The sequence below is a fragment of the Rhodococcus sp. AW25M09 genome (assembly GCF_000333955.1).
Classification (GTDB): domain Bacteria; phylum Actinomycetota; class Actinomycetes; order Mycobacteriales; family Mycobacteriaceae; genus Rhodococcoides.
Genome location: NZ_CAPS01000026.1, coordinates 42,265 through 68,547, shown reverse-complemented (window position 1 = coordinate 68,547; position 26,283 = coordinate 42,265). Strand labels below are relative to the sequence as shown.

General features: G+C 63.8%; 29 protein-coding genes and 1 pseudogene. 19 read left to right on the top strand and 11 right to left on the bottom strand.

What is annotated here, in order from left to right; all coding sequences use genetic code 11:
• From RHODMAR_RS05040 to RHODMAR_RS05030, 3 genes and pseudogenes are all read left to right on the top strand, one after another.
• Positions 1 to 358, top strand: a pseudogene (locus tag RHODMAR_RS05040) (hypothetical protein); the annotation flags it as partial.
• Positions 359 to 382: 24 nt separating this feature from the next.
• Positions 383 to 1,291, top strand: coding sequence for a LysR family transcriptional regulator (locus tag RHODMAR_RS05035; RefSeq protein ID WP_008711954.1), 909 nt, complete (start codon positions 383 to 385; stop codon positions 1,289 to 1,291).
• Between the two features lie 68 nt (positions 1,292 to 1,359).
• Positions 1,360 to 2,496 carry a TDT family transporter gene (locus tag RHODMAR_RS05030; RefSeq protein WP_008711952.1) on the top strand — a complete coding sequence of 379 codons (1,137 nt, stop codon included), beginning with the start codon at positions 1,360 to 1,362 and terminating at the stop codon, positions 2,494 to 2,496.
• 2 nt (positions 2,497 to 2,498) lie between these two features.
• Here RHODMAR_RS05030 and RHODMAR_RS05025 read toward each other — a convergent pair whose 3' ends face one another.
• Entirely contained in the window at positions 2,499 to 2,849 is a 351-nt protein-coding gene (locus tag RHODMAR_RS05025) for a VOC family protein (protein WP_042938028.1), read from the bottom strand.
• Positions 2,850 to 3,058: 209 nt separating this feature from the next.
• Here RHODMAR_RS05025 and RHODMAR_RS05020 point away from each other — a divergent pair, with 209 nt between their 5' ends.
• The 3 genes from RHODMAR_RS05020 to RHODMAR_RS05010 all read left to right on the top strand — a co-directional run bounded on the left by RHODMAR_RS05020 (position 3,059) and on the right by RHODMAR_RS05010 (position 7,064).
• Entirely contained in the window at positions 3,059 to 3,544 is a 486-nt protein-coding gene (locus RHODMAR_RS05020; RefSeq protein WP_008711949.1) for a MarR family winged helix-turn-helix transcriptional regulator, read from the top strand.
• 3 nt (positions 3,545 to 3,547) lie between these two features.
• On the top strand, positions 3,548 to 5,542 hold the full coding sequence (locus RHODMAR_RS05015; RefSeq protein WP_008711948.1) for an MDR family MFS transporter: 1,995 nt from the start codon (positions 3,548 to 3,550) through the stop codon (positions 5,540 to 5,542).
• Between the two features lie 124 nt (positions 5,543 to 5,666).
• On the top strand, positions 5,667 to 7,064 hold the full coding sequence (locus RHODMAR_RS05010; RefSeq protein ID WP_008711946.1) for an outer membrane protein assembly factor BamB family protein: 1,398 nt from the start codon (positions 5,667 to 5,669) through the stop codon (positions 7,062 to 7,064).
• Positions 7,065 to 7,105: 41 nt separating this feature from the next.
• Here the strand turns inward: RHODMAR_RS05010 and RHODMAR_RS05005 are convergent, their stop codons facing one another.
• Complete coding sequence (locus RHODMAR_RS05005) at positions 7,106 to 8,659, bottom strand: succinic semialdehyde dehydrogenase (protein WP_008711944.1); 1,554 nt, start codon at positions 8,657 to 8,659, stop codon at positions 7,106 to 7,108.
• Positions 8,660 to 8,813: 154 nt separating this feature from the next.
• Here RHODMAR_RS05005 and RHODMAR_RS05000 point away from each other — a divergent pair, with 154 nt between their 5' ends.
• A complete protein-coding gene (locus RHODMAR_RS05000) occupies positions 8,814 to 10,019 on the top strand; it encodes a lipase family protein (RefSeq protein WP_042938052.1) in 1,206 nt (401 codons plus the stop codon).
• A 91-nt stretch (positions 10,020 to 10,110) separates the two neighbouring features.
• Complete coding sequence (locus RHODMAR_RS04995) at positions 10,111 to 10,863, top strand: MerR family transcriptional regulator (protein ID WP_042938050.1); 753 nt, start codon at positions 10,111 to 10,113, stop codon at positions 10,861 to 10,863.
• On the opposite strand, the gene RHODMAR_RS27430 is transcribed toward RHODMAR_RS04995, so the two are convergent.
• Both RHODMAR_RS27430 and RHODMAR_RS04985 read right to left on the bottom strand, forming a co-directional pair.
• Positions 10,832 to 11,077, bottom strand: coding sequence for a WhiB family transcriptional regulator (locus RHODMAR_RS27430; RefSeq protein WP_269744619.1), 246 nt, complete (start codon positions 11,075 to 11,077; stop codon positions 10,832 to 10,834). The genes RHODMAR_RS04995 and RHODMAR_RS27430 overlap by 32 nt on opposite strands.
• Before the next feature lie 71 nt (positions 11,078 to 11,148).
• Positions 11,149 to 12,189: an amidohydrolase family protein gene (locus tag RHODMAR_RS04985; protein WP_157225988.1), complete on the bottom strand. Its 1,041-nt coding sequence runs from the start codon at positions 12,187 to 12,189 to the stop codon at positions 11,149 to 11,151.
• A 114-nt stretch (positions 12,190 to 12,303) separates the two neighbouring features.
• Here RHODMAR_RS04985 and RHODMAR_RS04980 point away from each other — a divergent pair, with 114 nt between their 5' ends.
• Entirely contained in the window at positions 12,304 to 12,687 is a 384-nt protein-coding gene (locus tag RHODMAR_RS04980) for a DUF5313 family protein (protein ID WP_008711933.1), read from the top strand.
• 24 nt (positions 12,688 to 12,711) lie between these two features.
• The gene (gene rraA, locus RHODMAR_RS04975; protein WP_008711931.1) at positions 12,712 to 13,191 is read left to right on the top strand and encodes a ribonuclease E activity regulator RraA; all 480 of its coding nucleotides are present in this window, start codon (positions 12,712 to 12,714) and stop codon (positions 13,189 to 13,191) included.
• Between the two features lie 45 nt (positions 13,192 to 13,236).
• Here the strand turns inward: rraA and RHODMAR_RS04970 are convergent, their stop codons facing one another.
• Entirely contained in the window at positions 13,237 to 14,076 is an 840-nt protein-coding gene (locus RHODMAR_RS04970) for an alpha/beta fold hydrolase (RefSeq protein WP_008711929.1), read from the bottom strand.
• Between the two features lie 105 nt (positions 14,077 to 14,181).
• On the opposite strand from RHODMAR_RS04970, the gene RHODMAR_RS04965 reads away from it, so the two are divergent.
• Both RHODMAR_RS04965 and RHODMAR_RS04960 read left to right on the top strand, forming a co-directional pair.
• Complete coding sequence (locus RHODMAR_RS04965; RefSeq protein WP_008711927.1) at positions 14,182 to 14,745, top strand: TetR/AcrR family transcriptional regulator; 564 nt, start codon at positions 14,182 to 14,184, stop codon at positions 14,743 to 14,745.
• Positions 14,746 to 14,833: 88 nt separating this feature from the next.
• On the top strand, positions 14,834 to 15,982 hold the full coding sequence (locus RHODMAR_RS04960) for a serine hydrolase domain-containing protein (RefSeq protein ID WP_008711924.1): 1,149 nt from the start codon (positions 14,834 to 14,836) through the stop codon (positions 15,980 to 15,982).
• A gap of 3 nt (positions 15,983 to 15,985) precedes the next feature.
• Here the strand turns inward: RHODMAR_RS04960 and RHODMAR_RS04955 are convergent, their stop codons facing one another.
• Positions 15,986 to 16,897, bottom strand: coding sequence for an aminotransferase class IV (locus RHODMAR_RS04955; RefSeq protein ID WP_008711921.1), 912 nt, complete (start codon positions 16,895 to 16,897; stop codon positions 15,986 to 15,988).
• Between the two features lie 64 nt (positions 16,898 to 16,961).
• Between RHODMAR_RS04955 and RHODMAR_RS04950 the strand changes: the two genes are divergently transcribed.
• Together RHODMAR_RS04950 and RHODMAR_RS26885 are read left to right on the top strand one after the other, a co-directional pair.
• Positions 16,962 to 17,927: an aldo/keto reductase gene (locus RHODMAR_RS04950; protein WP_008711919.1), complete on the top strand. Its 966-nt coding sequence runs from the start codon at positions 16,962 to 16,964 to the stop codon at positions 17,925 to 17,927.
• Positions 17,914 to 18,366, top strand: coding sequence for a GNAT family N-acetyltransferase (locus RHODMAR_RS26885; protein ID WP_051047795.1), 453 nt, complete (start codon positions 17,914 to 17,916; stop codon positions 18,364 to 18,366). Before RHODMAR_RS04950 ends, RHODMAR_RS26885 begins: the two co-directional genes overlap by 14 nt.
• On the opposite strand, the gene RHODMAR_RS28135 is transcribed toward RHODMAR_RS26885, so the two are convergent.
• Positions 18,348 to 18,587, bottom strand: a complete 240-nt coding sequence (locus RHODMAR_RS28135; protein WP_042938027.1) for a PLDc N-terminal domain-containing protein — start codon at positions 18,585 to 18,587, stop codon at positions 18,348 to 18,350. The two genes, RHODMAR_RS26885 and RHODMAR_RS28135, sit on opposite strands and share 19 nt — an antisense overlap.
• Positions 18,588 to 18,723: 136 nt before the next feature.
• Here RHODMAR_RS28135 and RHODMAR_RS04935 point away from each other — a divergent pair, with 136 nt between their 5' ends.
• Positions 18,724 to 20,241, top strand: a complete 1,518-nt coding sequence (locus tag RHODMAR_RS04935; RefSeq protein WP_008711917.1) for a hypothetical protein — start codon at positions 18,724 to 18,726, stop codon at positions 20,239 to 20,241.
• Positions 20,242 to 20,288: 47 nt separating this feature from the next.
• Complete coding sequence (locus RHODMAR_RS04930) at positions 20,289 to 20,486, top strand: PLD nuclease N-terminal domain-containing protein (protein WP_042938026.1); 198 nt, start codon at positions 20,289 to 20,291, stop codon at positions 20,484 to 20,486.
• Between the two features lie 11 nt (positions 20,487 to 20,497).
• On the opposite strand, the gene RHODMAR_RS26880 is transcribed toward RHODMAR_RS04930, so the two are convergent.
• Both RHODMAR_RS26880 and RHODMAR_RS26875 read right to left on the bottom strand, forming a co-directional pair.
• The gene (locus RHODMAR_RS26880) at positions 20,498 to 20,854 is read right to left on the bottom strand and encodes a hypothetical protein (RefSeq protein WP_157225987.1); all 357 of its coding nucleotides are present in this window, start codon (positions 20,852 to 20,854) and stop codon (positions 20,498 to 20,500) included.
• A gap of 77 nt (positions 20,855 to 20,931) precedes the next feature.
• Positions 20,932 to 22,794, bottom strand: coding sequence for an HNH endonuclease signature motif containing protein (locus RHODMAR_RS26875; RefSeq protein WP_008711910.1), 1,863 nt, complete (start codon positions 22,792 to 22,794; stop codon positions 20,932 to 20,934).
• Positions 22,795 to 22,914: 120 nt separating this feature from the next.
• On the opposite strand from RHODMAR_RS26875, the gene RHODMAR_RS04910 reads away from it, so the two are divergent.
• Positions 22,915 to 23,388 carry a hypothetical protein gene (locus RHODMAR_RS04910; protein ID WP_008711907.1) on the top strand — a complete coding sequence of 158 codons (474 nt, stop codon included), beginning with the start codon at positions 22,915 to 22,917 and terminating at the stop codon, positions 23,386 to 23,388.
• Positions 23,389 to 23,510: 122 nt separating this feature from the next.
• Positions 23,511 to 24,074: a hypothetical protein gene (locus RHODMAR_RS26870; protein WP_008711906.1), complete on the top strand. Its 564-nt coding sequence runs from the start codon at positions 23,511 to 23,513 to the stop codon at positions 24,072 to 24,074.
• On the opposite strand, the gene RHODMAR_RS04900 is transcribed toward RHODMAR_RS26870, so the two are convergent.
• Positions 24,071 to 24,568, bottom strand: a complete 498-nt coding sequence (locus RHODMAR_RS04900; protein ID WP_008711904.1) for a hypothetical protein — start codon at positions 24,566 to 24,568, stop codon at positions 24,071 to 24,073. The two genes, RHODMAR_RS26870 and RHODMAR_RS04900, sit on opposite strands and share 4 nt — an antisense overlap.
• A gap of 15 nt (positions 24,569 to 24,583) precedes the next feature.
• Positions 24,584 to 25,837: a formamidase gene (gene fmdA / locus RHODMAR_RS04895; protein WP_008711902.1), complete on the bottom strand. Its 1,254-nt coding sequence runs from the start codon at positions 25,835 to 25,837 to the stop codon at positions 24,584 to 24,586.
• Between fmdA and RHODMAR_RS29560 the strand changes: the two genes are divergently transcribed.
• Entirely contained in the window at positions 25,760 to 26,257 is a 498-nt protein-coding gene (locus RHODMAR_RS29560) for an FmdB family zinc ribbon protein (RefSeq protein ID WP_442970028.1), read from the top strand. The genes fmdA and RHODMAR_RS29560 overlap by 78 nt on opposite strands.
• Positions 26,258 to 26,283: the final 26 nt, after the last annotated feature.

Genomic DNA, 26,283 nt, shown 5'->3' with positions numbered 1-26,283 from the left:
GATCTCGGAACAGATCCGGCGCGAGCGCGGACACCCCGACATCCGTATCGCTCGCCGGGCCGAGACCATCGCACGGCTGGCCGCTGTCACACGAGAACGTGGGGAGGTTTCCGAGGGGTTGCGCCGCGTCCTGGTGGTGCAGGCGGTGCGGCTGGCGTACCTGTCGGCCGAGCGACTCGCCTTCGTCGAGGGCCATCCGATCCCCGACCCCGCCGCGATCGACGTCACCGCGCTGGTCGGTTCGGTGCTGCACGAGCGCGAGGACCCAGCCACCGAACCCGAGGGCGAATCCGACGGCGACGATGTCGATACCGATACCGATACCGATACCGAGCTGGACCTGTTCAGCGAGTTCTGACTCCGACCGTCGTAGGCTCGCCCTGTGCCACTTCCCCCTCACGTTGCCGATCTCACCAGCATCGACCTGCTGCTGTCAGTGGCCGAGCTCGGCAGTATCGGGCGGGCGGGTCGAGCCCACGGTATGTCGCAGCCGGCGGCCAGTGCGCGCATCCGGGCGCTGGAACGGCGTGTGGGCGCTCCGCTGTTGCGACGCGGGGCGCGAGGGACGGTACTGACCGAGTTCGGCGAGCTGGTCGCAAGTTGGGCTGCCCCGGTCGTTCGATCCGCCGCGGAATTGGCGACAGCCATCGCCACGTTGCACGCCGAACGCATCGGTCATGTTCAGATCGCCGCGAGTCAGACTGTTGCAGAGTATCTTCTGCCGCGCTGGTTGGTCACACTCCATACGCATCTCCCCCACATCGTTCCGAGTCTGAGTTCGGGTAATTCGACGGTGGTTGCCGAAAAGGTATTGGCGGGCAGTGCCGACATCGGTTTCATCGAGAGTCCGAGTGTGCCTGCAGCCCTTGCACATCGAACCGTCGCCCACGACGAGCTGGTTCTCGTGGTGCCGCCGGGGCACTCCTGGGCGACTACGCCGCCCTCGGCCGCCGAGATCGTCACCACGGCGTTGGTCACCCGAGAGGCAGGTTCGGGAACGCGCTCCGCCTACGAAACTGCTTTGGCCACAGCAGGTCTGGGGCAGCCCGCGACACCACTGCTCGAGGTCTCGTCGACAACGGCCATCAAATCGGCCGTCGGGGCGGGGATCGGCGGGGCAGTTCTCAGCTCGTTGGCCGTCGCCCCCGAACTGGCCGCCGGAACGCTGATCCGCGTGCCGATTCCCGGGCTCACACTTCGCCGAGAGTTGAGGGCGATCTGGCCGGCCGGCCGCGACCCAACAGGGCCGGCTGCGGAGTTGCTGGGGGTGGCCGCGAACCGTCAGACATAACCTCGAGTTATGAGTAACGCCCGAATCGGTGCCTACCGGACTCACCGGAGAGCACGCACGCTGGAGTCATGACCACGACAGTCCCCGCCGCGTCCGTCACCACCGCGTCCGTCACCACCGCGTCTGTTCCGCGCACGGTGACCGTCGCGCACATCACCCCCAATTGGTTCGCGGCCGTGATGGGTACGGGGATCGTCGCCAACGCAGCCGCCACCCTGCCCGTTCAGTTTCCCGCCCTGCACGTCTTCGCCGTATCCGTCTGGGTGATTGCCGTTGCAGCCCTGGTCGTGATCAGCGCGGCGTTCGCGATGCATTGGACCGGGCACCGCGACCGCGCCGTCGAATACGCGCGGCACCCGGTGATGATGCAGTTCTACGGCGCCCCGCCCATGGCATTGCTCACCGTCGGCGCGGGTACCGGTCTACTCGGTGCGAATCTGCTCGGATCCACCGCGTCGACAGCGGTGTTCGCCACCCTCTGGTTCGCCGGGACAGTCCTCGGTCTGTTCACCAGTGTCCTCATGCCGTACCGGATGATCACCTCCACCGACCATCTCTCTGTAACGGCGCTGCCGGCCTGGCTGATGCCCGTCGTACCGCCCATGGTGTCGGCGTCGACCGGGGCACTGCTGCTCCCCCACGTACCCGACGGTCAGTGGCGGCTCGCTCTGCTGTGCGCATGCTATGCGATGTTCGGTCTGTCGTTGATCGTCGGGATGATCATCATGACTCTGATCTACGGGCGTCTGGTGCACGGTGGTCCGCTACCGGTCGCCGCGGCTCCGACCGTGTGGATCACGCTGGGATTGATCGGTCAGTCGATCACCGCGGCCAACTTGCTCGGCACCGATGCATCGATGGTGTTCACCGGCGCACAATCCTCGGTCGCCGTCGGACTGCATGTTCTCGGTATCGGCTACGGGCTGATCATGGGCGGATTCGGCGCGCTGATGTTCGCACTCGCCACTGCTCTGACCGTGCACGCAGCGCGTCGGAACATGGGGTTCTCGTTGACGTGGTGGTCGTTCACGTTCCCCATCGGCACCTGCGTCACCGGGACGACCGCACTGGGCGCTGCGCTGAACTTCGGCGCCATTCAGGCCCTGGCAGTGGCGCTGTACGCCGTACTTCTCGCGGCGTGGATCACCGTCACCGCCCACACCCTTCGCGGTGTCCTACGGAGAGACCTGCTGTATCCCAGCTGACCTCACAGGTGGCCGAGCACGTTCACCACATTGCCGTTCGAGTCGCGGAAGAAGAATCGGCGTACACCCCACTCCTCGTTGCTGATCTCGTAGACGATCTCGAGGTCGGCAGCCACTGCGGCGCGATAGGCCGCGTCCACGTCGTCCACTTCGATCGACGCAGACGGATTCATCGGTCCGGTGGGGTCGGTGGTGATCAGACTCAGCTGCGCCGAACTGTCACCGGCCGGAGCGAGCGTCGCGATCCATCCGTGGTTCATCACGACCTCCATGCCGGTGACCTGGACGTACGCATCCAACGTCGCATCCAGATCGGTGACCGTGAGCAGGGGCATCGCGCGCACAACGTCCATCATCGGATGGTATCGCCTGCCCCCGACCATCGGCTCCCCAGTTTCGGAATCATGCCTGCGATCGGCGGCTGGAATCGATATGCGAGGAGCCGATCCGCGATGAGAATCGGACTGTGATCCACCAGACAGGGAATATCATTTGCTTAGCGCATGTATGTATATATATGGTTGCAGACAGCAAGTAAATCGCACTCAGCGTTGGAGCATTCATGGCAGTTCAATCCACAACAGCGGAGTCGCTGGTCGAAGAGGTCTTCCTCTTCGGGCGCACGCTGAAGCGGGCCGTGACCACCGGAGTCGAGGATTCACCTCTCCCACAGGCACTGACCGGAGTTCTGGCCATCCTGGCGACCGAAGGTGAATGCAGACAGACCGACCTCGCCAGCAGGCTCTGCGTCAGCCAGTCCGCCCTCAGCCGGCAGATCGCGGACCTCGTCGACCTCGGCTACATCGATCGCCACCCCGATCCGGACGACAAGAGAGCGTCTCGGGTCTGTGTGTCCGACGATGGCCAAGCTCGACTGAAACAGATTTGGGACAGGCGAGCACGTCGCCTGGCAGAGATGTTGAGCGAATGGAGCGAAACCGAGGCACTCGATGCCCTGGAATCCATTCGCAAGCTCAACGACACGTTCACCGAAGACGCCCACGCCCATCACCAGGACGTGGCACGCATTGAATTGATTGCGAGATAAGACATGACCACACCTTCCAGTGGGGAAACCCCGCCCAATACGGCAGTCGTCGATCCCGACGCGATGTCGCACCGCCAGATCCTCGAAGCCCTCACCGGTCTGCTGGCGGCGTTGTTCACCGCGTTGCTGAGCACCACCATCGTCTCGACGGCTCTGCCCACCATCATCGGTGACCTGAAAGGCTCGCAGACCGCGTACGCCTGGGTCATCACCACCGCCCTGCTGGCGAACGCCGCGTCGACGCCCATCTGGGGCAAGCTCGCCGACCTGTTCAACAAGAAGGTCCTCGTTCAGAGCGCGATTCTCATCTTCGTCGCGGGCTCGATGATCGCCGGCTTCGCCCACAACGTGCCGGTCCTGCTGGCCGCTCGCGTGGTGCAGGGCATCGGAATGGGCGGTTTGACGGCACTCGTCATCGCCATCATCGGAACCATCGTCTCCCCGCGTGATCGCGGTCGCTACTCCGGCTACACCGGTGCGGTCATGGCCGTGTCGATGTCCGGTGGCCCGATCCTGGGCGGCGTCATCGTCGACAGCCCGCTCGGCTGGCGCTGGTGCTTCTTCGTCTGTGTCCCGCTGGCTGTCGTCGCCCTCGGCCTGCTGCAGAAGACCCTGCACATCAAGACCGTCCGCAAGGACAACGTCTCGATCGACTGGCTCGGTGCGCTTCTGCTCACCGCAGGCGTGTCCGTTCTCCTCGTCTGGGTCTCCTTCGCAGGCAAGGCCGACTACTACGCATGGATCTCACGTGAGACGGCATACCTGGTCGGCGGCGGAGTTGCGCTGCTGGTCCTGACGATCATCGTCGAGGCCCGTCACAAGTCACCGATCATCCCGCTCAAGATCGTCACCGAGCGCACCACCGGCCTCGCCATCGTCGCGTCCATCGCAGTCGGTGTCGGCCTCTTCGGGGCCACCACATTCCTCGGCCAGTACTTCCAGACTGCTCGCGGGTACAGCCCGACAGAAGCCGGATTGCTCTCCATCCCACTGGTGTTCGGCATGCTCGTCGCCTCCGTCGGCTCCGGCCAGCTCATCACCAAGTTCGGTAAATGGAAGCCGTTCATCGTCACCGGTTCCGTTCTGCTGGTCGTCGGATTCCTGCTCCTGGGCACCATCGACCACGCCACCAGCCTGGTCACGGTCGGTATCTTCATCACCATCGTCGGCCTCGGTACCGGCATGCTGATGCAGAATCTCGTGCTTGCAGTGCAGAACACGGTCAGCGTGCAGAACGTCGGTGCCGCATCGTCGACCGTTGCGTTCTTCCGTACCTTCGGCGGCGCAATCGGCGTCTCGGTTCTCGGATCGCTGTTGGCTACCCGGGTCGCCGAGAAGTCGGCAGCCGGTCTGGCTCAGCTGGGCGTGGACAGCTCGGCCAGCGGCGGTGGATCACTCGATCTCGCCTCGCTGCCCGCACCGATCGTCAACGTCATCCGCACCGCCTACGGTGATGCGACCGGACGCATCTTCATGGTCGCCGGTTTCGTCGCGATCGTCACGTTGATCGCAGTGGTTTTCATCCCGAACCGCCCACTGCGCCAGACGATCGACATCGCGTCGACACCCGCGCCAGGACCGGTGGACGAGCCGCAGGACCAGCTCGCCGAGATCCCGTCCTACGGCGCGACCCAGGAGTACGTCTCGGCCGACTACGGCACCGATCGTCGGGTCGAGGGTCGCCACGAAGCCCAGCCGGGGCAGCGTCCCTTCGAGGGCCTGAACGCCGATGCACGTGATCGACTGCTCGCGCTGCTGCTGCCCGAGCCGAGTGACACCTTGGCCGCACTCGACGAGGCCGAGATCCTCCGCGCCGAAGTCGTTGCCCTGCAACATGAACTCGATGCGAAGATGATCGACTTCGACGCGGTGTGCGAGCGGCTTCGCCGCCTCGGACTCAGCGAGGAGCAGGTTGCGCGGGTGTTGGGAGACAACCACATTCCCGACAGTCGCAACGATTACGCACATGCCGGACTGAACGGCCAGAGCGTCAACTAGTTCGCGTGGCAGGACAATTCCCCGCACTCCCCATCGGGAGTGCGGGGAATTGTCGTTCTCTATATGCTCGGGTGCCGGTCGGACCACCACTTCAGTCGTTTCTACACAGGCGGGGGATGCTTCCATGACACGTCGTCTGCAAATGTCCGCCGCCGCGGCGGTCCTGGCAGCCGCTCTTGCCTGCGCATCGTGTGCAGCCGAGAAGACGCCGCCGCAGGCCGGCACCCCCGTGGACGGCGCGACGGGAGCAGCTCCCGGTCTGGGATGGACGCTCACTACCGCGGAGGTCGGTGCCCCGGGCGGCCAATTCCGCGACCCCGCTGCCGGTAGCGACACCGATTCGATGGAGTCCGGTTCCATCACCGACGGTTCGACGGTCGTCACCCTCGTCGGTGTGGTGGACGGGCGAAACTTCGTCGAACCGGAGCTGGTGGGTCTCGACATCGCCGACGGTGCGCTGCTGTGGCGCGTTCCGGCAACGGGCACCGTCGGCTGCGGCGAGGAATTCGTCGACGGACAGGTGGTCTGCTATCGCGGCAGCAGCGGCTCGGAGTCCGAAATCCTCACTGTCGACGGCAGATCCGGGGAATCGAACACTCGGGACGCGGCGTTCCCCATCACGAACCTGACCACGCTCGATCATCACGTGTACACCTCACACCCGATGGACGACGGTGCCCGGCCGACGATCTCCCGCGGCACGGCCGACGCCCTCGACGCGGACTGGTCGGTGCAGTTCGATTCCGCGTCCGCGGGGAGTTCGTCGTCCGCCTCCATGTTGCGCACCGAGAACGGGGTCGGCATCTTCGAGGATGCCCGCGGAGTGTTCGCATTCGACCTCGGCACCGGAGAGAACCTCTGGTCCAGAACAGCTCCCGACTGTGCTCGGTCCGGCACCGCGTCCCGGGGCGGCGCGGTACGGGTGGTTCGCATCGACTGTTCCGATCCCGGTTCGGTCACGGGTTCGGAGATTGTCGATACCGAGGGAACAGTTCTCGCTGCAACGGATTCCGTGACCGTTCAGCGGCCGACGTTCGGCTCTCCCGCGGAGTCGAGTCCGTTGTTGCTCGGCACCGGCGGATACCGACCGTCCGATCCCGATCCGGTCTGGACGAACGACGCACTGCTCTGGGACGTTCCGGCAGACGTCAGCGGTCCGGCCGCGAGGTTTCTGACCACGAACGGGCTCGTTCACGCCGTCGCGGGGTCGGTGGCACTGCTCCGCGACGACGCCACTGCCACCGAATCCGCTGTCGATCTCGACACCGGAGACCTGCTCTGGAGCCACGACGCGGGAAGGTTCTCTGCTGTCGGCGCGCTGGACGGCGACGTCGCCACGCTGTTCGGACCCGAGGTGTTGCGGGGCATCGACGTCAGAACCGGGAACACTGTGTGGGACATACCCACGAACGCGATCGACGACGAGGGAATCGATCTGCAGTCGTGGCCGATGCTGGATCGAGTCGGAGCCGACTCGATCTACAGCAGGTCACTGAGCATTTCGGTCCTACGAGCTACGTAGAACATCCCCCGTCGTCGACGGTTACGCCACCAGGCCCAGTACTACCGACCGGGAATGTACTTCAGCGCCTTGACGAAGGGGGGCATGATCTTTGCCCACAGTTTCGGCGGAAGACCGCGCGGCCCACCGAGATTGAGCAGACGAGTGGTGGCAATGGTCTGCGGCTCGGTGTACTTGAGCAGCCCTTCGGCTCCGTGCCGTCGCCCCATACCGGATACACCCATGCCGCCCATCGGCGCACCGGTGGTTCCCCACGTCGGCGCGTAGCCCTCGTCGACGTTGACGGTGCCCGAATGCAGCCGAGCAGCAATGGCTTCGCCCTGCGACTTGGTCTTGGCCCAGACGCTGGCGTTGAGTCCGTACTCGGTGTCGTTGGCCTTGTCGATCGCCTCGTCGACGTCGGCCACGGGGTAGATCGACACCAGCGGCCCGAAGGTCTCCGCTGCCGCACACTCCATGTCCTCGGTCACGTTCGCCAGCAGCGTCGGCTCGTAGAACAGCGGGCCGATGTCGGGGCGAGCCTTGCCGCCGGCGATGACGGTCGCGCCCTTGACCTTGGCGTCGTCGACGTGAGCCGAGACAGTCTTGATCTGGTCCTCGGAGATGAGGCTGCCCATCTCGATGCCGAAATCGTAATCCGCCCCGAGGCTCATGCTGCGGACACGTTCCCCGAACTTCTCGGTGAACTCGGCGGCGATCGACTTCTCGACGTAGATGCGTTCGATGGAGATGCAGAGCTGCCCTGAGTTGGAGAAGCATGCTCGCACGGCCGCGTCGGACACCTCCCGCAGGTTGGCACCCTTGGCGACGATCATGGCGTTCTTGCCGCCGAGCTCGGCGGAGAACCCGATGAGCCGACGCCCGGCCTGCTCGGCCAGTAGCTGACCGGTGGCGGTGGAGCCGGTGAACATGACGTACTCGGTGTTCTCGACCAATGCGGTGCCCACCACCGAGCCCGGACCGGGCACTACGGCGAACAGGTCACGAGGAAGACCTGCCTTGTAGAGCAGTTCGACGCACGCGAGGGCGCAGTAGGGGGTCTGGCTGTCGGGCTTGAGAACCACACCGTTGCCCGCCAGCAGGGCCGGGATAGCGTCCGAGACTGCCAGGGTCATCGGGTAATTCCACGGGGAGATGATCCCGACGATGCCCTTCGGCTGGTACCGGACTCGCGTCTTGGTCAGCACCGGCAACATGCCGGTGACCTTCTTGGGTGCCAGCAGCTTCGCGGCGGTGCGCGCGTAGTGCCGCGAGGTCATCGCGATGTCGAGAACTTCCTCGAGGGCCGCGGCACGGGACTTGCCGGTCTCGGCCTGTGCCATGTCCATCAGCTCGTCGCGATGGGCGAGCACCAGGTCTCGGTAGCGGTGGAAGATCTCGGCACGTTCGGACACCGGGCGCTTGGCCCATGCCTTCTGAGCTGCGCGTGCACGCGCAACCGCAGCCGTTGCATCGGCAGCGGTGCCGACCGGGATGGTCGCCAGCTCCTTACCGGTGAACACCTCGGTGATCGTTTTCGTCGGTCGCGATTCGGCGTCGGGAATGGCGATGAGGTCAGCGAGCCGGGAGAAGGTCGAGGCGGACGGTGCAGGCATTTCGATGTCCCTACTGGTTAGTAGTGTTTTGAGTAACAGACAACCTACCTGGTCTTGGGCTCAGTTCACAGGGTCGAAGTTGCCGGACCCTGTGGCACGATGGACAGCGGTCTACTTCGACGTCGGGGCGTACGAAGCAACAGGGTGGGGATCCATGCGCAAGACAATCGTTCTGGCCGGAGCTGCAGCATTGATGCTGTCGTTCGCAGGATCGGCCCACGCCGGTCCACTCGAGGACTTCATCTCGCCGCCGAGCGATCCCGCTGCATATCTACCCACTCCGCTCGGTGATCCGTGGTTCGATCCGCCTGCCGGATACGACAATCTCCAGCCCGGCACGGTGCTGAACCGCCGCGACGTCGCGGTTACTCCCGAGGCCTCGTCCGTGCAGTTGCTCTTCCGCTCGACCGACTCCAAGAACCGGCCCATCGCCGCCGCGACGACGGTGCTCACTCCGAACGCGCCGTGGACCGGGGGCGGCGACCGGCCCGTCATCGCCTACAACGAGGCAACGGACTCGCTCGGAAACAAGTGCGCGCCGTCGTACACACTCCCCCGCGGCAACAACAAGGAAGTCGACCAGGTTCGCATTCTGCTCGGACGCGGCTACACCGTGGTCGTCACCGATTATCAGGGTCCGCGCCAGGCCTACTCGGCCGGTCTCGTCTCCGGACACACCGTGCTCGACGGTCTCCGAGCGTCCCAGAGTGCGGGAGTGAGCGCGGCTGCACCGATCGGCATCACCGGTTATTCCGGTGGTGCGATCGCCTCGGGTTGGGCCGCGCAGTTGGCACCCGAGTACGCACCCGAGCTGAACATCGTCGGCGTTGCGTTCGGCGGCCCGCCGACCGATTACAAGATTCTGCAGACCTCGCTGAACGGCCAGATCGGATCGGGCTTGTTCACTGCGGCGACGATCGGACTCTCCCGGGAGTACCCGGAGATGCGGCAGCTCGCCAACGACAACGGCAAGCGACTGGCCCTGGCACAGAAGGATCAATGCGTAGATGTGTTGTCCTACACGGGACTACTGCTGTTGGACCAGCGAAATCTCTCCAGTGTGCCTGATGTCTTCGACCACCCGATCACCAAGGCCATCGTCGAGGAAAACCGCATGGGTCAGCAGAAGCCGGAGGCTCCGGCGTACATCTACCAGGGCATCCAGGACTTCCTCATCCCCAAGGAAGGGGCCGAGGCGGTGCAGGACCAGTGGTGCGCCGCAGGTGCGTCGGTCCATCTCGAGGAAGTTCCCGGGGACCATACGCTCGCTCAGTCCAACGGCCGCCCCGGTGCATACGACTGGCTCGCGCAGCGCCTCGCCGGGGTTCCGACCTCCGGCTGCGAACGTGTGATTCGCTAGGAGACTCGAACTTCGTCTTGACCCTCACGCCACGGGAGGCAGCACAGTGTCGTTCGTGAGTGATTCGTCCTACGGACATGATTCGGACAGTATGCAGGTCGGCGCAGTCGCACGGCTGGTGAATGTCAGTGTGCGAACGCTGCATCACTACGACGAGATCGCACTGGTGGTGCCGTCGGGGAGAACCCCGAAGGGCTATCGGACGTACTCGTCGGCCGATGTCGAGCGGCTGCATCAGGTGTTGACCTACCGCGAACTCGGGTTTCCGCTCGAGACCGTCGCGGCTCTGCTCGACGATCCGGGGGTCGACGCGATGGCGCATCTGCGTCGGCAGCGGGATCTGTTGAACGAACGAATCGATCACTTGCACGCAATGGCTGCGGCCGTGGACAAGATGATGGAGGCGAAAAAGATGGGCATGCAACTGACTCCGGAGGAGCAGCGAGAGATCTTCGGCGACAACTGGCTGGGCGAGGAGTACGCCGAGGAGGCCGAGCAGCGTTGGGGCGAGACCGACGCGTGGAAGCAGTCGCAGGAACGAACGGCGTCGTTCACCAAGGACGACTGGGCGGCCATCAAGGACGAAACAGACCGCCTGGAAGCAGATTTCGCCGCTGCGCTGCAGAACGCTGTGGCTGCAGATTCGGCCGAGGCAGGAGTGCTGGCCGAACGTCACCGGGCGACCATCGCTCGGCACTACGACTGCAACCACGAGATGCACGTGAACCTGGCGGAGACGTACATCTCGGACGAGCGATTCGCCAAGCACTACAACGACATTGCACCGGGCTTGGCGCAGTACGTTCGCGATGTCATCGTTGCGAATGCCGCTCGGCAGGAGTAACGCGAGTCATCCGGGACCGCTCGTGTGCGGTCGATCCGCCCCACACTCCGTGCCTCTCGTCGGAATCGAGCGCGTGCCGCAGGCACTGCAAGATCACGGGGCATCGGTCGCACACGAGCTTGGCCTGTCGCTCGAGATTCCTCAACGAGTACCCCCTCATCCCCAGAGGTGGATAGAACATCGAGACCGGCATCGAGCGGCAGGAGGCTCGCATCTGCCAATCCCAGTGCTCGGAAATCGGTTGCAATGCTTGGGTGTTCATAGATTCCACTCGCCCCTCACAGGTCAGAGTTTCAGCAGCGTACGAGCGTTGTCGTTCGTCGCGGCGCGCCAGTTCCCGAGTCCGCCCTCGGCGGCACCGGAATCGAGCGAACGCAGCTGATTCTGCACAGCGGCGATCGGCGTGAAGCAGTAGTCACTGCCGTACACCAGGCGATCGGGGCCGACAACCGACAACAATGCGGGCAGTTGCCGCGGGACCGGGGTACCGGCCAGGTCGAACCACAAGCGCTGCAGCACATCCGGCGTCGTCGGGGAACCCAGGCCGACCTGGGTACGGAAGAAGTCGACGCGATCGGCAACCAGTGGCAGTACCCCGCCGCCATGGGTGAACACCCAGCGGATATTCGGGAATCGGTCGACCACACCGAGAAGAATCAGGTCGACGACGGTTCGTGCTGTCTCGAAAAGGAATTCGATCATCGGAGCCGGACGCCCGAGGGATACCGCAGCGGAGTTCGGTGGCGATGTGGGATGGACGAAGACCACCGCCGATCGCGCGTCGAGGGCGGCGAGCAGTGGCGCCAGCACGGCATTGCCCAGATAGATTCCACCGGCATTGGACATCACTGTCACGCCGTCGGCCCCCAACTGGTCGAGTGCGCGGATGGCCTCGACCACGGAGTCGACGACGTTCGGCAGCGGAAGCGAGGCGAAGAAGCCAAGGCGTCGTTGACCGGCCACCGCGCCGGCACCGAAGTCGTTGACACGACGTGCCAAGTCGGCCGCCTTGCCGTCGTCGCCGAAGTGCACTCCGGGTGAGGAGACCGACAGGATCGCGCTGTCGATGCCGCAGCCGTCCATCATCTGCAGGTGTTCGCCGACCGACCAGGACGGCCACTTCGGCATCCCGTCGGGAAAAACGATGCCCGACGCGAGGGCTTCCCGCACGTAGAAGTCCGGCACCATGTGCGAGTGCACGTCGATCACTCCGCCTCCGGACGGCGTCGGGGATGCCGATGCCGTTGCCGAGGTCAGAGCCGAGAGGGCGGCTCCGGAAATCGTCGCCGCACCGAGCGCGCCGAGCATGGTTCTGCGATCGATCACAGTCGAAGTCCTTCTATTGGATGCCAGCGACCTAGCTGACGTTATCGTCACATATGAGATAAACCGCAGTCAACGGTGAGATGTACCAAGACCGGACGGGACTAGCATGACGCGATGACCACCCCACGCACGACGCCCACCCCGCTGCAATTCCTGGGCTACTCGTTCGGCCGGGTGCTGCCCGACTCGATGCAGGATTGGGTACGTAAGGATCTCGTCGGCAACGGGGCGCAGATTCGCTACATCGCGCGGTTCATCGTGCCCGTCGTTCCCTTGTTGCTGTTGTTTCTACTGATCCCGGGTCCACTGTGGATGTCGTTGGCGATGATGTCATTGCTGTTCATCCCGTTGGTCTACTTCTCGATCGCTCTGATGAACGTGTATCGGCGGCATCGCCTGCTCATTCACGGCTTGGATCCGCAGCTGATCAACGCCAAGGCTCAGAGTCGCATCGACCACACCCGCGAGGACTACGAGCGACGTCACGGCCGCGGTTGATGGCCGAGCGATAGTCTGTGGCGCATGACTGCACCCGTGGAATTCAAGGCAACAGCTGATTTGGCCGACGAGATCGGTCCCGATATCCGCAGTTGCGACACACAATTCATACAGTTCGGGAAGCACACCGAGTTCGTGGGGCCTATCACCACCATCCGCTGCTTTCAGGACAATCTGTTGGTCAAGCAAACGCTGAGCGAGCCGGGCAACGGTGGCGTCCTGGTAGTCGACGGTGATGCCAGCGTCCACACCGCACTCGTCGGCGACATCATCGCGGGCCGCGGAGTCACCAACGGTTGGGCAGGAGTGATCGTCAACGGCGCGGTGCGCGACTCCGCGATCCTGCGCACCCTCGAGATCGGCGTCAAGGCATTGGGCACCAACCCGCGCAAGAGCACGCAGACCGGCTCGGGCGAGAAGAACGTCCCGGTGACCTTCGGTGGGGTGACCTTCAACCCGGGCGAGATCGTCTACAGCGACCACGACGGCGTCGTCGCGGTCTAGCAGCCCACTCGGCGGCAGGCCTGCATGCCTACCGCCGTAGGGCTCTTACTTCACGAACGCGAGCAGCGCGTCGTTCACGTCCTGGAAGTGCGTCCACAGCAGTCCGTGCGGAGCGCCCTCGACCTCGACGTAGGTGGCCTCCGGGAAGACCTTGTGGAACTGACGGCCGGTCGAATCGATCGGCAGAATGTTGTCCGCAGTGCCGTGCAGGATCAGCGTCGGCTTGCCGGACTCGCGAACTTTCTCCACGTCGCCGCGGAAGTCCTCGAGCCAGCTGGGCACCACGGCGTAGGCGGCGACGGGCGCGCTGGTGGTGGCGGTGTTCCAGCTCCCGCGAACGGTTGCCTCGCTGATGCGGCTGCCGAGGTTCTCGTCGAGGTTGTAGAAGTCCTTGTAGAAGTTCTCGAACCAGGTGAACCGGTCTTCACGGGCCGAGCTCTCGATGCCGTCGAACACCGACTGCGGAACGCCGGTGGGGTTGTCGTCGGTCTGCAGCAGGAACGGCTCGAGCGAGGCCAAGAACGCGAACTTCGCGACGCGATCGGTGCCGTACTTCGCGGCGTATCGGGCCAATTCACCTGTGCCCATGGAGAATCCGACCAAGATGACGTCGCGTAGATCCAGCTCGGTCAGAACCTTGTCCAGGTCGGCGGCGAAGGTGTCGTACTCGTATCCGACGGTGGGCTTGCTCGACTGCCCGAAGCCGCGACGGTCGTAGGTGATGACGCGGTAGCCGGCATCGAGCAGAGCGACCGACTGACGTTCCCAGGAGTTGCCGTCCAACGGGTAGCCGTGGATGAGCACGACGGGCTGTCCGGAGCCGTGATCCTCGTAGTAGACCTCGACGGGGGTGGAGTTCTCGGTGTCGACCTTGATGTACGCCATGGTGTCGCCTTCCTTCGTGAGTGAAGTCCGACGCGGGAGAACGGTCGTTCTCTCCGCGTATCCACTACTGTAGAGAACGTTGGTTCTCTCGGCAAGGGGTAAGCGATGACCAGTACGGAAACCGGACGGGCAGACGTGGTGAACGCCGCGGACGAGTTGTTCTATGCGCGTGGCATCCAGGCGGTGGGGATGGACGAGCTACGCACCAAAGCCGGGATCTCGCTCAAGCGCATGTATTCGCTGTTCCCGTCGAAGACCGCCATCGTCGCCGAGGTTCTTCGCGGTCGCACCGGTCAGTGGAACGACGGGATCCGCGCAGAAGCGGCGGTGCACGACTCCCCGCGAGAAAAGCTGCTGTCCATCTTCGACTTCCTGGATCACTGGTTTCGCGAGGACAACTTTCACGGTTGTGCCTTCATCAACTCGTTCGGCGAACTGGGTGGCACGATGCCCGAGGTCGCCGACGCCGCGCAGCAGCACAAGAAGAACTTCATCGAGTACGTCACCGAATTGGCCGTCGAGGCCGGGTGCGCGCCGACCGTCGGACAGCAGATCGCCCTACTCGCCGAGGGTGCGCAGACAACCGCCGCCATCAGCGAGTCGCCCGAATCTGCCGCTGTCGCAAAGGAGGCAGCGAAAGTTCTACTGGACGCGAGTGCGCGACGGTGAACCTGCACCCATAGGTCGATGGCGCTCATCGATATTCACTGACATTTGACACTGAAATTCTGAGCTCGACGGCGATAGCGTCGAAGACATGAGCAAGCTACGAGTCCTCGCCGCCCTCACCGTGTCGACATCCCTGCTGTTGAGCGGGTGTTCCTCCAGCGAATCGCCCTCAGCCGTCGAGCCGACAACCACCACGCCCTCGAGCGGGAACATCAGCACCGACGGCGTCCAGGCTGCCTTGGACGCTCTGGTCGACGCCGGATCCGTTGCCGCGGTCGCGCAGGTGCGTGACGGTGAGAGTTCGTGGTCGGGGGCTGCAGGTCTCGTCGAACGCGATGGCACCGAGCCGGCGTCCGCCGAGTATCCGGTGCGGATCGCGAGCGTCACCAAACCGATGGTCGCGGCGGTGATCTTGCAGTTGGTCGACGAGGGGAAGGTACAACTCGATCAGCAGGTCGACGAACTATTGCCCGGACTGCTGCCCAAGCCGGTGACCATCCGCCAGCTCCCCGATCACACCAGCGGACTGCCGGACTACCTCAACGGATTCGACAGTGCCGCCGCCATCGCGTCCAGGTCAGCTGACGTAGTCACCGATGACGAGCTGATCTCCGACGCGTTGGCGCTGCCGTGGACCACCGAGCCGGGGTCCGAGTTCGTCTACTCGAACACCAACTACGTTGTGCTCGGACGCATCGTCGCCGATCTGGACGGCAAAAGCATCGGGCAGTCGTTGCAGGACAGGATCTTCGATCCACTCGACATGACCTACACCGACTACCCGACCGATGCCGCAATCGCTGACGATGCCCTGCACGGCTACGTTCTGGAGAACGGGACGTACACCGATGTCACCGACTTCGACGCGAGCATCTGGTCCTCGGGGGCTGCAGTGGTGTCCACGGTCGGCGATCTGAACACGTTCTTCCGCGGACTGTTCGACGGCACCCTCCTCCCGGCCAATCTCGTTCAGGAGATGCAGGTCGTGACCCCCTCGGCCTACGGACTCGGTCTGCTCCTCGGCGGCGATGCCTGCAATCCTGGTTCCGGCGAACTCGTATTCGGGCAGCGCGGCAACGGCTTCGGCTACAGCACGCTCGCGTTCGCGAGCCCGGACGGGGAGCGTCAAGTATCACTGTCCTGGACCTCCGCGGCTCCTGACCCCGCCACCGATCCCCTGTTTCAGTACGCCAGCACCGCGCTCATTGCCGGACTCGAGTCGACCTGCCCGGCGTAGCCGTTACAGCTCGCTCACCCAGCCGTGCACTACGTCGCTGGTGAGTGCGGCCTGGTGACGCTTACGCAGAGTCAGCGTCACCGGGCCGGTCCCCCTCGTTCCTATTGCGCGCCCATCGATTTCGTACACCGGGGCAACACCGGCCGAGGTTCCACACACGAAAACCTCGTCGGCGATGTACAGCTCGGTGAGGTCGACGGTGCGCTCCTGAACCGTGAGGCCTTCCTCGCGCGCCAGGGTCAGAATCGTCCGACGGTTGATGCCGTCGAGGATGTCGCTGGTGACGTCCGGGGTGCCGAGCACTCCGTTTCTGACGAGGAAGATATTCGCCGCACTGAGTTCGCAGACGTGACCGTTGATGTCGAGAAAGATGCAGTCGTCGAAGCCACTGTCGATCGCATCCTGTTTGGCCAGAACAGAATTGACGTACGCACCGTTCACCTTGGCGCGAGAAGGAATGGCATTGTCCGGGATTCGCCGCCAGACACTCGTCTTCAGCCGCATCCCGTCCTGCGGGACAATCGGATTGGCGTCGTACAGAAAGATGGACACCGTGGTGTGCAGTCCACGCACCCGGGTTCCGGGGATCGACTCGTCGACGTGGACGGTGGCGCGAACGTAGACCTCGGTCGTCGGGGCATTGGCGGCCACCACATCACGAGTGACCTGCACGAATCTCTCGAAGGTCCACTCCGATGCAAAGGTGTCGATCCCGATGATCTTGCAGGACTCGACGAGCCGCTGGTAGTGATCGAGCAACCGAAACGCCGTACGGCGTTCGCCGTCCACCTGGACCGGGAACACCGTATAGACGCTCAGACCGTACAGAACGGCCGAGGTGGCGACTCCGAGCGTCGCGTCCTGCGCGTCGACCAAACGATCGCCGAAATACACCTTCGAGTGTGGAAGAGCCATGGGGCGATGCTAGTCGTGGCGCGAGTTCGAGCGACAACGCTTTTTCTTCTCTATCGTCGGGTATATGAATACACCGACACGCACCCTCTGGAACGACGGCCCCGAGGTAGGTGCCATCGGCCTGGGGTGCATGGGCATGACCTGGGCCTACAAGGCCGACGACCAGACGGAGAGTCCTGATCGCGTCATCGGGCATGCCCTCGACCTGGGCGTGAATTTCATCGACACCGCAGATGTGTACGGCCCGTTCACCAACGAGGAGGTCGTCGGCAAAGCCATCGGCAGCCGCCGCGCCGAGGTGACTTTGGCGACCAAGGGCGGTCTCGTCTCCCACGTCGGCGACGCTGGGGAGTCGGTCATTTCGGGCCCCAATGGTAAGCCCGATCACCTCAGGCAGGCCATCGACGATTCGCTGCTCCGCTTGGGCGTCGACCACATCGATCTCTACTACCTGCATCGCCCGGATCCCGAGGTCCCCGTCGAGGACAGTATCGGTGCGATGGCCGAGGCCGTGCAGTCCGGAAAGGTTCGCGCACTCGGGGTCTCGGAGTTCACCGTCGAGCAGCTCGATCGTGCCCAGCAGGTGCATCCGATTTCGGCGGTCCAGTCGGAGTTGTCCCTGTGGACGCGGGATCACCTCGCCACGTCCCTGAAGTGGACCCAGGACAACGGCGCAGCGTTCGTACCGTTCTCGCCGTTGGGTCGCGGCTTCCTGACCGGAACCTTTCGCGGAACCGCGCCCGCGGCTGCCGATTTCCGTTCTCGACTGCCACGCTTCAGTCAGGACAACCTCGACGCCAATCTCGTGATCGTCGACGGTATAGCGGCAGTCGCGGACGAACTCGGCGCGACGCCGGCGCAGGTGGCACTGGCCTGGGTTCTGGCGCAGGGCGAGCACGTGGTTCCGATTCCGGGCACCCGACGCACGTCGCGGCTCGACGAGAACGCGGGCGCGGCCTCGCTGACCTTGAGCCCGGACCACCTGGCCGCACTCGATGCTCTGCCTGCCCCTGCAGGTGGCCGCTATTGAGATCGTTCGTGTCGAGCCGTCCGACGACAGGGCCCTTGCCGAGCAGATTCTCGCGCTGCAGAAGAACTCGTATGCGGTCGAAGCGAGGCTGATCGGGGACGACCGCATCCCCTTGCTGCACGAGTCGGTGGACGATCTGTGCGGTGCACGGATTCACTGGCTCGTCGCGAGAGCGGACGGCGAAATCCGCGGTGCGGCAGCATGGTCCGGGTCGGAGATCGACCGTCTGGTGGTGGCACCGCAGGCACACCGACAAGGCATCGGGCGGGAATTGGTCGAGGCAGTGCTGAAATCGCTTGTCGGACAACGCGTGCAGGTTGCCACCGGACGAGACAATCCCCCGGCTCGCAGGCTGTACGAATCGTTCGGCTTCGTGCACGTCGAGAATCAGCAGGTGCTGCCCGGGCTGTGGTTGGCCCGCTACGAACTCGTCCGCTGATCAGGGTCGGAATCTCGTGGCTTCGCGACGAACCAGATCAGTGCGCCGGAAATCGGCATGAGCAGGACGAACAGACACCACCAGAACGCGGATCCCCGACGCGCGTGGGTGCTCCGAAGAATAGATACCCAGGCAATCGCCACCAGGCCAAGCCACAGGACGATCGCAGCCATCCATGCGAGATCGAACGCAAGCGGCACAGTGGGATTACTGCCGTCCATGGTTCCTGCTCCCTTCCCCTCGAACGGCCAGCCTATCGATCTTGCTCGCCACGCACACTGCGGCCATCGCCGCGAACCCTCCGCATTGTCGCGGCGATTTCGGTAACCTGCCGTCCATGACATCGTTGAAAGGCGCATGAGCGACCGTCGCACGCTCGTCGTGCATATTTCGTCATCGGTGATCGGTGACGGTGAGATCGCCCCACCGCGGGTGGGTTCTCTGCTGACCGGCCCGCTCAGATTCGTCGAGTTTCCCGATACCGAGCCGGACGTCGTCAGCATCCAGGCGAGTCTCGAGCCCTCCGGCCATGACCCGATCTGGCAATACGCCGGTCAGAACTCCCCTCGCCGTTGGGAGTGGACCGGACTGCTCCGGGGCGACGGGTGGGTTGCGTCGTGGCGCGGATTCCAGCCCCGGACGGATCGAGTCGAATTGACCGGAAGATTCTATGGCGAGTTCGGCTACGACACCGAGGGCAGATTCCGCGGTCGCGTCACGCGCGCGCGGTTGGTGTCGGAGCGATATCAGGTCGTCCCCGGGGAGGGGTGGAAAATAGCCCCAGGCCACCGCAGCATGCGCGACGTGCAAGAAGTCGAGCAGTTCTTCGGTCACGATCCGATGCCGCTGGACCACAGCGTGACCGTCGATCAGGAGAACAGCGTCATGGTCGATCTCGATCTCGACGACGTTCCCGCACTGCCGACGCGTCCCCGCATCGTGCCGGGTGGCGTTGCCGCTGCCGGCGGCATCACCTGGATTCTCGACGCCGATCTACCCCTGGTCGTCAGCATCGACGCAGAAAGTGTTGCAGCCGAGCATGTTCTGCCGGCAAAGATCGGTGGTAGTCGATCGATCTGGGCCACGAACGAGGGGTGTTGGGTCGGCGGCGAGAACGGAATGTTCTGGATTTCCCTCGGTGACGAGACAATTCGGATCGATTCCTTGGCTGCGCACGTCGGGGCAGTCAACGGAGAATTTCTACTGGTCTGCACCGGGGATGAGACCTGGCGAGTGTACGCGCCCGGGTCGGATTCAAAGGACGTCGCCGCACTCGGGGGACATGTCAATTCCATTGCTGTGGAGCGTGATACCTGGATCGCATGCGTTCAGCCGCGTGGCGAACCAGTCGTCCGACTGGTCAGGGTGTCGACTACCGGAGAGTCGACAATCGGGCCGGCCATTCCGCAGCTTCCTCGCGGCCATGGGAATCCGTATCTCGCCGGAGACCCAGTGCGCTTGATCCGGGGCGTCGACATGGCTTCGGTCGAACCGAATCTCACCATCGGCGACGAGGAAGAACCATTGGGCCGCAGCCAGTTTCATGGTGGCCAGCTGGGCAAGTTTGCCTGGACGATCGGACACCCTCCCGACCGCAGATCGCCGAGAACGTGGTGGCCTTTCCCTGGGCCGGTGTCCTACGAGCAGACCGAGCAATTCTGGCTGTTGACCGTCTTCGACGCCGAGACTTTCATGCCCCTGACCTCCGTTCCCGTCATCGCGACCAGACCTGATGTCGCAGTCGATCGCGCCGGTCGGATTCTTGTCATAGCGCAGGGGGTCAAAGCGTTTCGGCACGACGACCCGGTGATGCAGTGGCCGTCTGACGTGAATATTGCTGCACTGGGTGGGGATTCCAGGCCAGGGAGCCGTTGATTTCGACTGAACTCGTCGACCGCGCTGACTGAGCTATCGTCTGAGGCATGACCTCTGCTGGTGGCGCGATTGCCCTCGCGTTGTTCGCTATGGCCGTTGTGTCGATCGTCCGCGACCCGGGTACCGGCTTCATAGCCAAGCTGGCGTGGATAGTGGTTGCGTTGATTCTGCCGATCATCGGGCCGATCCTGTGGTTCGTCGTCGGTAAGCGCTATACATACGGCCCCAGCGGCGGAAATCGATAGCGTGCTGTCCGCTAATGCCCGAGCGCGTTCCTGAGATCGACATTCACCAGATGGCGGACCTGCCCGCGCAACCATTCGATAGTCTGCAGACTGGGTAGGGGCGCGTGCGCCGACAGCGTCCAACGCAGATCTGTTGTGGGGCGTAAATCGAACTGCAGGAGGATGTCCGGAACTGTTGACCACGGGGAACTCCATACGACGCGGTCGAACTCGCTGCTCTCGACGACACGTGGCACCGGTTGATCCTCGAACATCACCGGCCAGGAAAACCCACGATTGTGTGGATGAAGGTCCGGTCGCATCAGCGTCTTCCACACGAAGTGCACAGGCGGCGACAACGCTGCCGTCCCGGTCCCGAGAACCATCATGTGCCCACCATACGCAGCCACAGCCGAGGGTTCTGCCGCCAACAGACAGAGCTGTGCCCTGATGCTGGTGTGGGCCGTCATGCGGGTTGTCGCGGCTCCTCGTCGCCGGGGTCTTCGTGCTGGTCGGGCGGGTAGAGGACCTCTTCTGGGTGGTGTGCGTGGTTGATCAGCCCGCGGCGCTTGGGGTCCATTGCGGTGGGTGGGTGCCAGAGAGTGCGGCCCGGGTATCGATGTCCGGCTGTGGTTTTGGTGGTCGCCCACTTGCCGGGTCCGTCGCCGACGAGTGCGTGGTGCATGTCGCAGCCGAAGGTCAGGGAATCTATGTCGGTGAGGCCGCCGTCGGTCCAGTCGGTGACGTGGTGGGCCTGGCACCAGGTGGCGGGGCGGGTGCAGGAGGGGAAGCTGCAGCCGCGGTCTCGGGCGATGAGCACGATGCGTTGATCGGCGGAGGCGATGCGCTTGGAGCGGCCCAGGTACAGAGCTCTGCCGTCGTCGTCGAAGATGGTCAGGTAGTGATGGGCGTGCGAGGCCATGCGGATGGCGTCGCGGATGGAGACGCGTGATCCGGTGGCGGTCATGGCGTAGCCGCAGCCGGCTTCCAGATCTTTCAGGCTCATGGTGACGATGGCGGTGACGGGCAGGCCGCGATGGGTGCCGAGAGTCCCGGAGGCCAGGGTGTGCCGCAACGCCAGTTTCAGGGCGTCGTGATGGCGTTCGTTCTGAGTGCGCAGATCCCGAGCTGCAGCAGCGTCCCGCACCGCAGAGTCCGGTGCTGCACTGTCCGGTGCTGCACTGTCCGGTCGGTCGTCGGCGCCGGTATCGGATCCGGAGTGGCCGCTGGGTTCAGCAGCGTCTTCGGCACCAGCGTCGTCGGAACCGGCATCGTCGGAATCGTCGGTGCCGTCGGGCTCAGTAGTGCAACCACGCTGTGTGTCACACCCACAGTCACCGCAGTCGTCGTCACTGATGCCGTCCGTTCCATCCCACAGTCCCGCATCACTGGACCCGGCATCACGGGCAGTGGGCTCGGGCTTCGGCGAAGTGGTTCTGCCGCTCCCGCCGTCGTCCGCGTCGTCCGCGTCGTCCCCGTCTTTGCCGTCGATGTCGGTCTCGTCGTCGTGAACGACCGATGTCGGGTCTGCAGGGTTGTTCACCCCAGGTTTCGCTGCCTTGGAAAACAGTGCTTCGAGGTAGGCCCGCAGCTCGGGGTCGACGCAGAACTTGCCTTCCGACATACCGTCGGCACCCTGCTCACCGAGGTAGAAGTACGCATCCCGCCGTTTCCGCGGTCTCGACTTGCCGTCGTCGTCATCGTCGTCGTCGTCGTCGTGGTCGCCGTCGGGGTTCAAGATCGAATCCAGATGCGCCACCAACGGAGCGAAGTCATCGGGTCGTGTGGTCGAGGCGTAGCCCACCAACTGCTCTTCGGCCAGATCGCGGGTCTGCGGGTCAACACTCGAGGGCAGGTGCCGAAAGAACTCCCGGATCATCTGCACATGCTTGGCGTCGAGCAATCCCGCTCGTAGCGCTGTAGCGGTGTGCGGCAGCAGCGGCGGGAGCACTTCGCCGGAGAACGCGGTGCGATCGCCCAGCTCCGCTGCCAGACGCACCCGAGCTCCTGCTGCACGTGGGGTGATCCGCAGCATCCACGCCACCGAGGACGGTACCGAGCCGGGGTACACATCGAGCCCGTGTTGGGCGATCAGTTCATTGAGCCAGGTGTACGAGTGCGCAGTCAGGGACCGGGTCAGCTTTTCCATCCGCTGAATGACTGCACGCCGGTCGGCATTCGACCACGCCACCGACGCTTGTTCGGCCAACCCCGCGGCGGCGAATTCCACGGCACGCACCAGTTCAGATAATTCGGGATCGGACACCTCGAGAACAGGCGGCACCGTATCGATGCCGTCCACCCCTGATCCGCCGTCCCCCGAAAGCATGTACAGAATCTATCGCGACCCACCGACAGACTTTCGAACACACGTACGACAACGCTGGAACGTCCGCTGCCGAGCTCCGAACCCGGAATTTACGCAACGACATCGGTAGAGAATGGAAGCATGCTGACCCATCCGAATCGCACGCGCGGTATTCGCCGCTGGGTGATCGTGGCGGGAACACTTCCCCTCGTCTGGTGGTGCATCAGCTTGGCTGCGGGCGCACTGGGTATCGGTTATGACGCCATCGGCGAAGTCGTGACCACCTGGAACATCACTACGGCAGCCGGATTGGTCATTCTCATTCCAGCAGCCTTCTTTTACGTCAGCGGAAGCTTCGAGCTCGCCTCACCCGACAGTTTCCGTCATGGCCGTTGGTATGCGACCGTTGGATTGACTCTGACGATGGTGTTCTACCTGCTCATGATTCTGAGTTCGTTCGTTACCATCGTCAGCGATTCGGTCCGCCGCGATCCGAACAGCTGGAGTCCCGAATTGTCCTCGCTCGAACAGTTGACGGTTGCGGCACCGTACGCAGCTTTCCTGATCCCAACCGTTGCAGCGCTGGCGTTCTTGTGGCGCAGGCACCACTCATAGCGCCATCGAATTCGGTGTGACGTGGCTCGATAGCTGGGGCTACCCCGCCGTTGGATAGATAGAAATGTTCGCGTGCAAAAAATGGATCATGCCACCCCCTCGGTATCGGTAGCGTCAGAACTATGGCATTGAGCACCTATCCGTCGGAATGGTCGAACGACGATCTGCAGCAGGACGTCTCGGCAGCGCGCTGGGTGACCGAGAGGCTGGGGGTAGTTCCCAACACCACGGTGGGCTCACTGGTCCCCACTGTGTTCGACGCCTATGCCCGCGTCGTCTATCCCTATGGCACCACTCGACAGACAGTTGCGCCCTGGCTCGATCAGCTGGCAGCCATCCTCGAAATCCTCACTCGTACTACGACGACACCGGACGATTGCTATTTCGCGGTCTGGGAGGGCAACACCGCCCTCGAGGACATTCGCGACATAGCACCGACCGCGACCATCGCCGGTTACAACTATTTCCTACTGACGGGATCGGTCGCGCGCGCAACCGACACGCTCGCGGGACTGTCGCCACATCTGTGGTGGCCTACCGACCACGCCTGGTGTGTGGCTCAGCACTTCGATTTCCCGTGCGCGTATCTCGGAGGCAGCGCGGAGACCGTCGCGGACGTTCTCGCGCTCGACGACATCGAGTCCCAGCCGGTCCGCGTCGACCAGATCATCACTGCGGGCCACTAGCCACCCGACGGAACAATCTCGACCACCGACGCCTTCCATTGAATCCCGAATTCTCCAGGCATCGAACCCCATTGGTAATAATCCATCGCACCGTCGTAAGTCACGCTGAACGCGCCGGGGTGCCGTGTCGGCGTCAATACCTGGTGTTGCGCAAGGACACCGGGGCGATCGAGGACACGGAGGCTGCCCTGTGGTCGCGTCCGAAAGTCCATCCACAGATACCTGTCCCACATCAGGCAGCCGTGCAACATCACGTCCCCGACCACGCTGCCGTCGGACATCATTGTGGTGAAGCCGTCGCCGAGATGCGCCACCCACTCCGTCCGACCACCGGTCGTGACGGCCTCTACTCGCGCGGGCACATCGCTACACACCTCGGCGGGCAGGTCCATCGTGTCGGGTGACGCCCAGGATGTCGTGGGCGTGAACACCGCGCCTACGGCAGGCTCGTCGGGCCAGGGTTCCATGTCCTCGAGCATCCACAGTTGCGACATATCAGAAGAGATGAGTCAGAACTGCGCCCGAGGAGCTCCCATTCCCGGGTCGATTTGGAACGGTCCGCTGGCCGATGGCGCTATCGGGAAGTCGAAGATCGCCGTGGGGATGTACACGGTGGCACAGGAATTCGGGATGTCCACCACACCGGACAGGCGTCCTTCGATCGGAGCCGACCCCAGCAGCAGGTACGCCTGCTCGGGGCTGTAGCCGAACTTGGTGAGGTAGTCGATCGCGTGCATGCAGGCGTTCTGGTACGACAGGTCCGAGTCCAGATACTTCTGCTCACCGTCGACCGTCACCGAAATACCTGAGAAGGCAATCCATTCCGAGTACTGCGGTGCAGTGTTGCCGGGCATGAAGATCGCGTTCTCGCTCACCCCGTACGTCTCCATGCCGCCCTTGATGAGGTCGACGTGCAGATCCATGAAGCCGCCCATTTCGATGGCACCACAGAATGTGATCTCCCCGTCTCCCTGCGAGAAGTGCAGGTCTCCGAACGACAACTTTGCGCCCGGTACGAACACCGGATAGAAGACGCGGGTGCCCTTGGTGAGGTTCTTGATGTCCTGGTTGCCGCCGTTCTCGCGGGGCGGTGCAGTTCGGGCGGCTTCACCTGCGACGCGCGAGAACTCGTCACCCTGCAGAGTTCCGAGAATTGCTCCGTCGAGCTCGGGTGCCAGGGCCAAAGGCGGAACACGGTTCGGATCCGTGGCGATCAGCGCACCTTCACGGGCATTCCACTTGGCCAACAGTTGCGCTGACGGTGCAGTTCCCATCAGGCCAGGGTGGGTGATGCCCGTGTACTTCACGTGCGGCACATGCCGAGAGGTAGTGGTCTGGCCGGAGAAATCCCAGATGGCCTTGTACGCATCGGGGAATCGATCGGTGAGAAACCCGCCGCCGTTCTGCTTGGCGAAGATTCCCGTGTAACCCCAGCCCTGGCCGGCCAGCGGGCCCGAATCCTCCTGCGGGATCGGTCCGACGTCGAGGATGTCGACGATCAACAGGTCACCGGGCTCGGCTCCCTCGATGTGGAACGGCCCGGACAACGTGTGCACGTTGTTGAGCGGCGCATTCAGAATATCTTCGGCCGAATCGTCGTTGTGGATTGCCCCGTCGAACCATTCACGACAGTGCGCTCGAAAGGACGTGCCGGGTTTGACCGTGACCGCCGCCGGGATGTCAGGATGCCATCGGTTATGACCGACGATCTCCTGTTCGGTGAAACTCTTCGTCGAGTCGAGCGGAAACAGCAGTTCTGGCACGGGGCACCTCCGGTTGCGCGGAATTCTCCTGTCCTGATCATTGCACCGTTGTGGTGCATCCGGCAGCTTCTGGCGAGTAAATCTTGTATGACGTTGTGCTGGAACATTGCTGATCGCGCTACCCTCGACTCCGTGCCCACCTACAGCTTTCGTTGCGCACAGCGATGCGCCCCCGTCGAGCAGAGATTCTCCATGGCCGACGTACCCTCCGAGGTGCCCTGCCCGGAATGTGGAGGGACCGCCTCACGAAAGATCTCCTCACCCGTTCTCGGGAGAGGAAACAGCGCCGCCATGAAGGCGCACGACGCCGCTCGAGCCACCGCCGACGCGCCTGCCGTGGTCTCGTCGATCCCGCAGCAGGGTCGGACCGCGACTCGAACCACCTCGAATCCGCTGCATCGTCGCCTGCCGCGTCCCTGACTCGCGCGTTTCCCTTTCGACCCGAC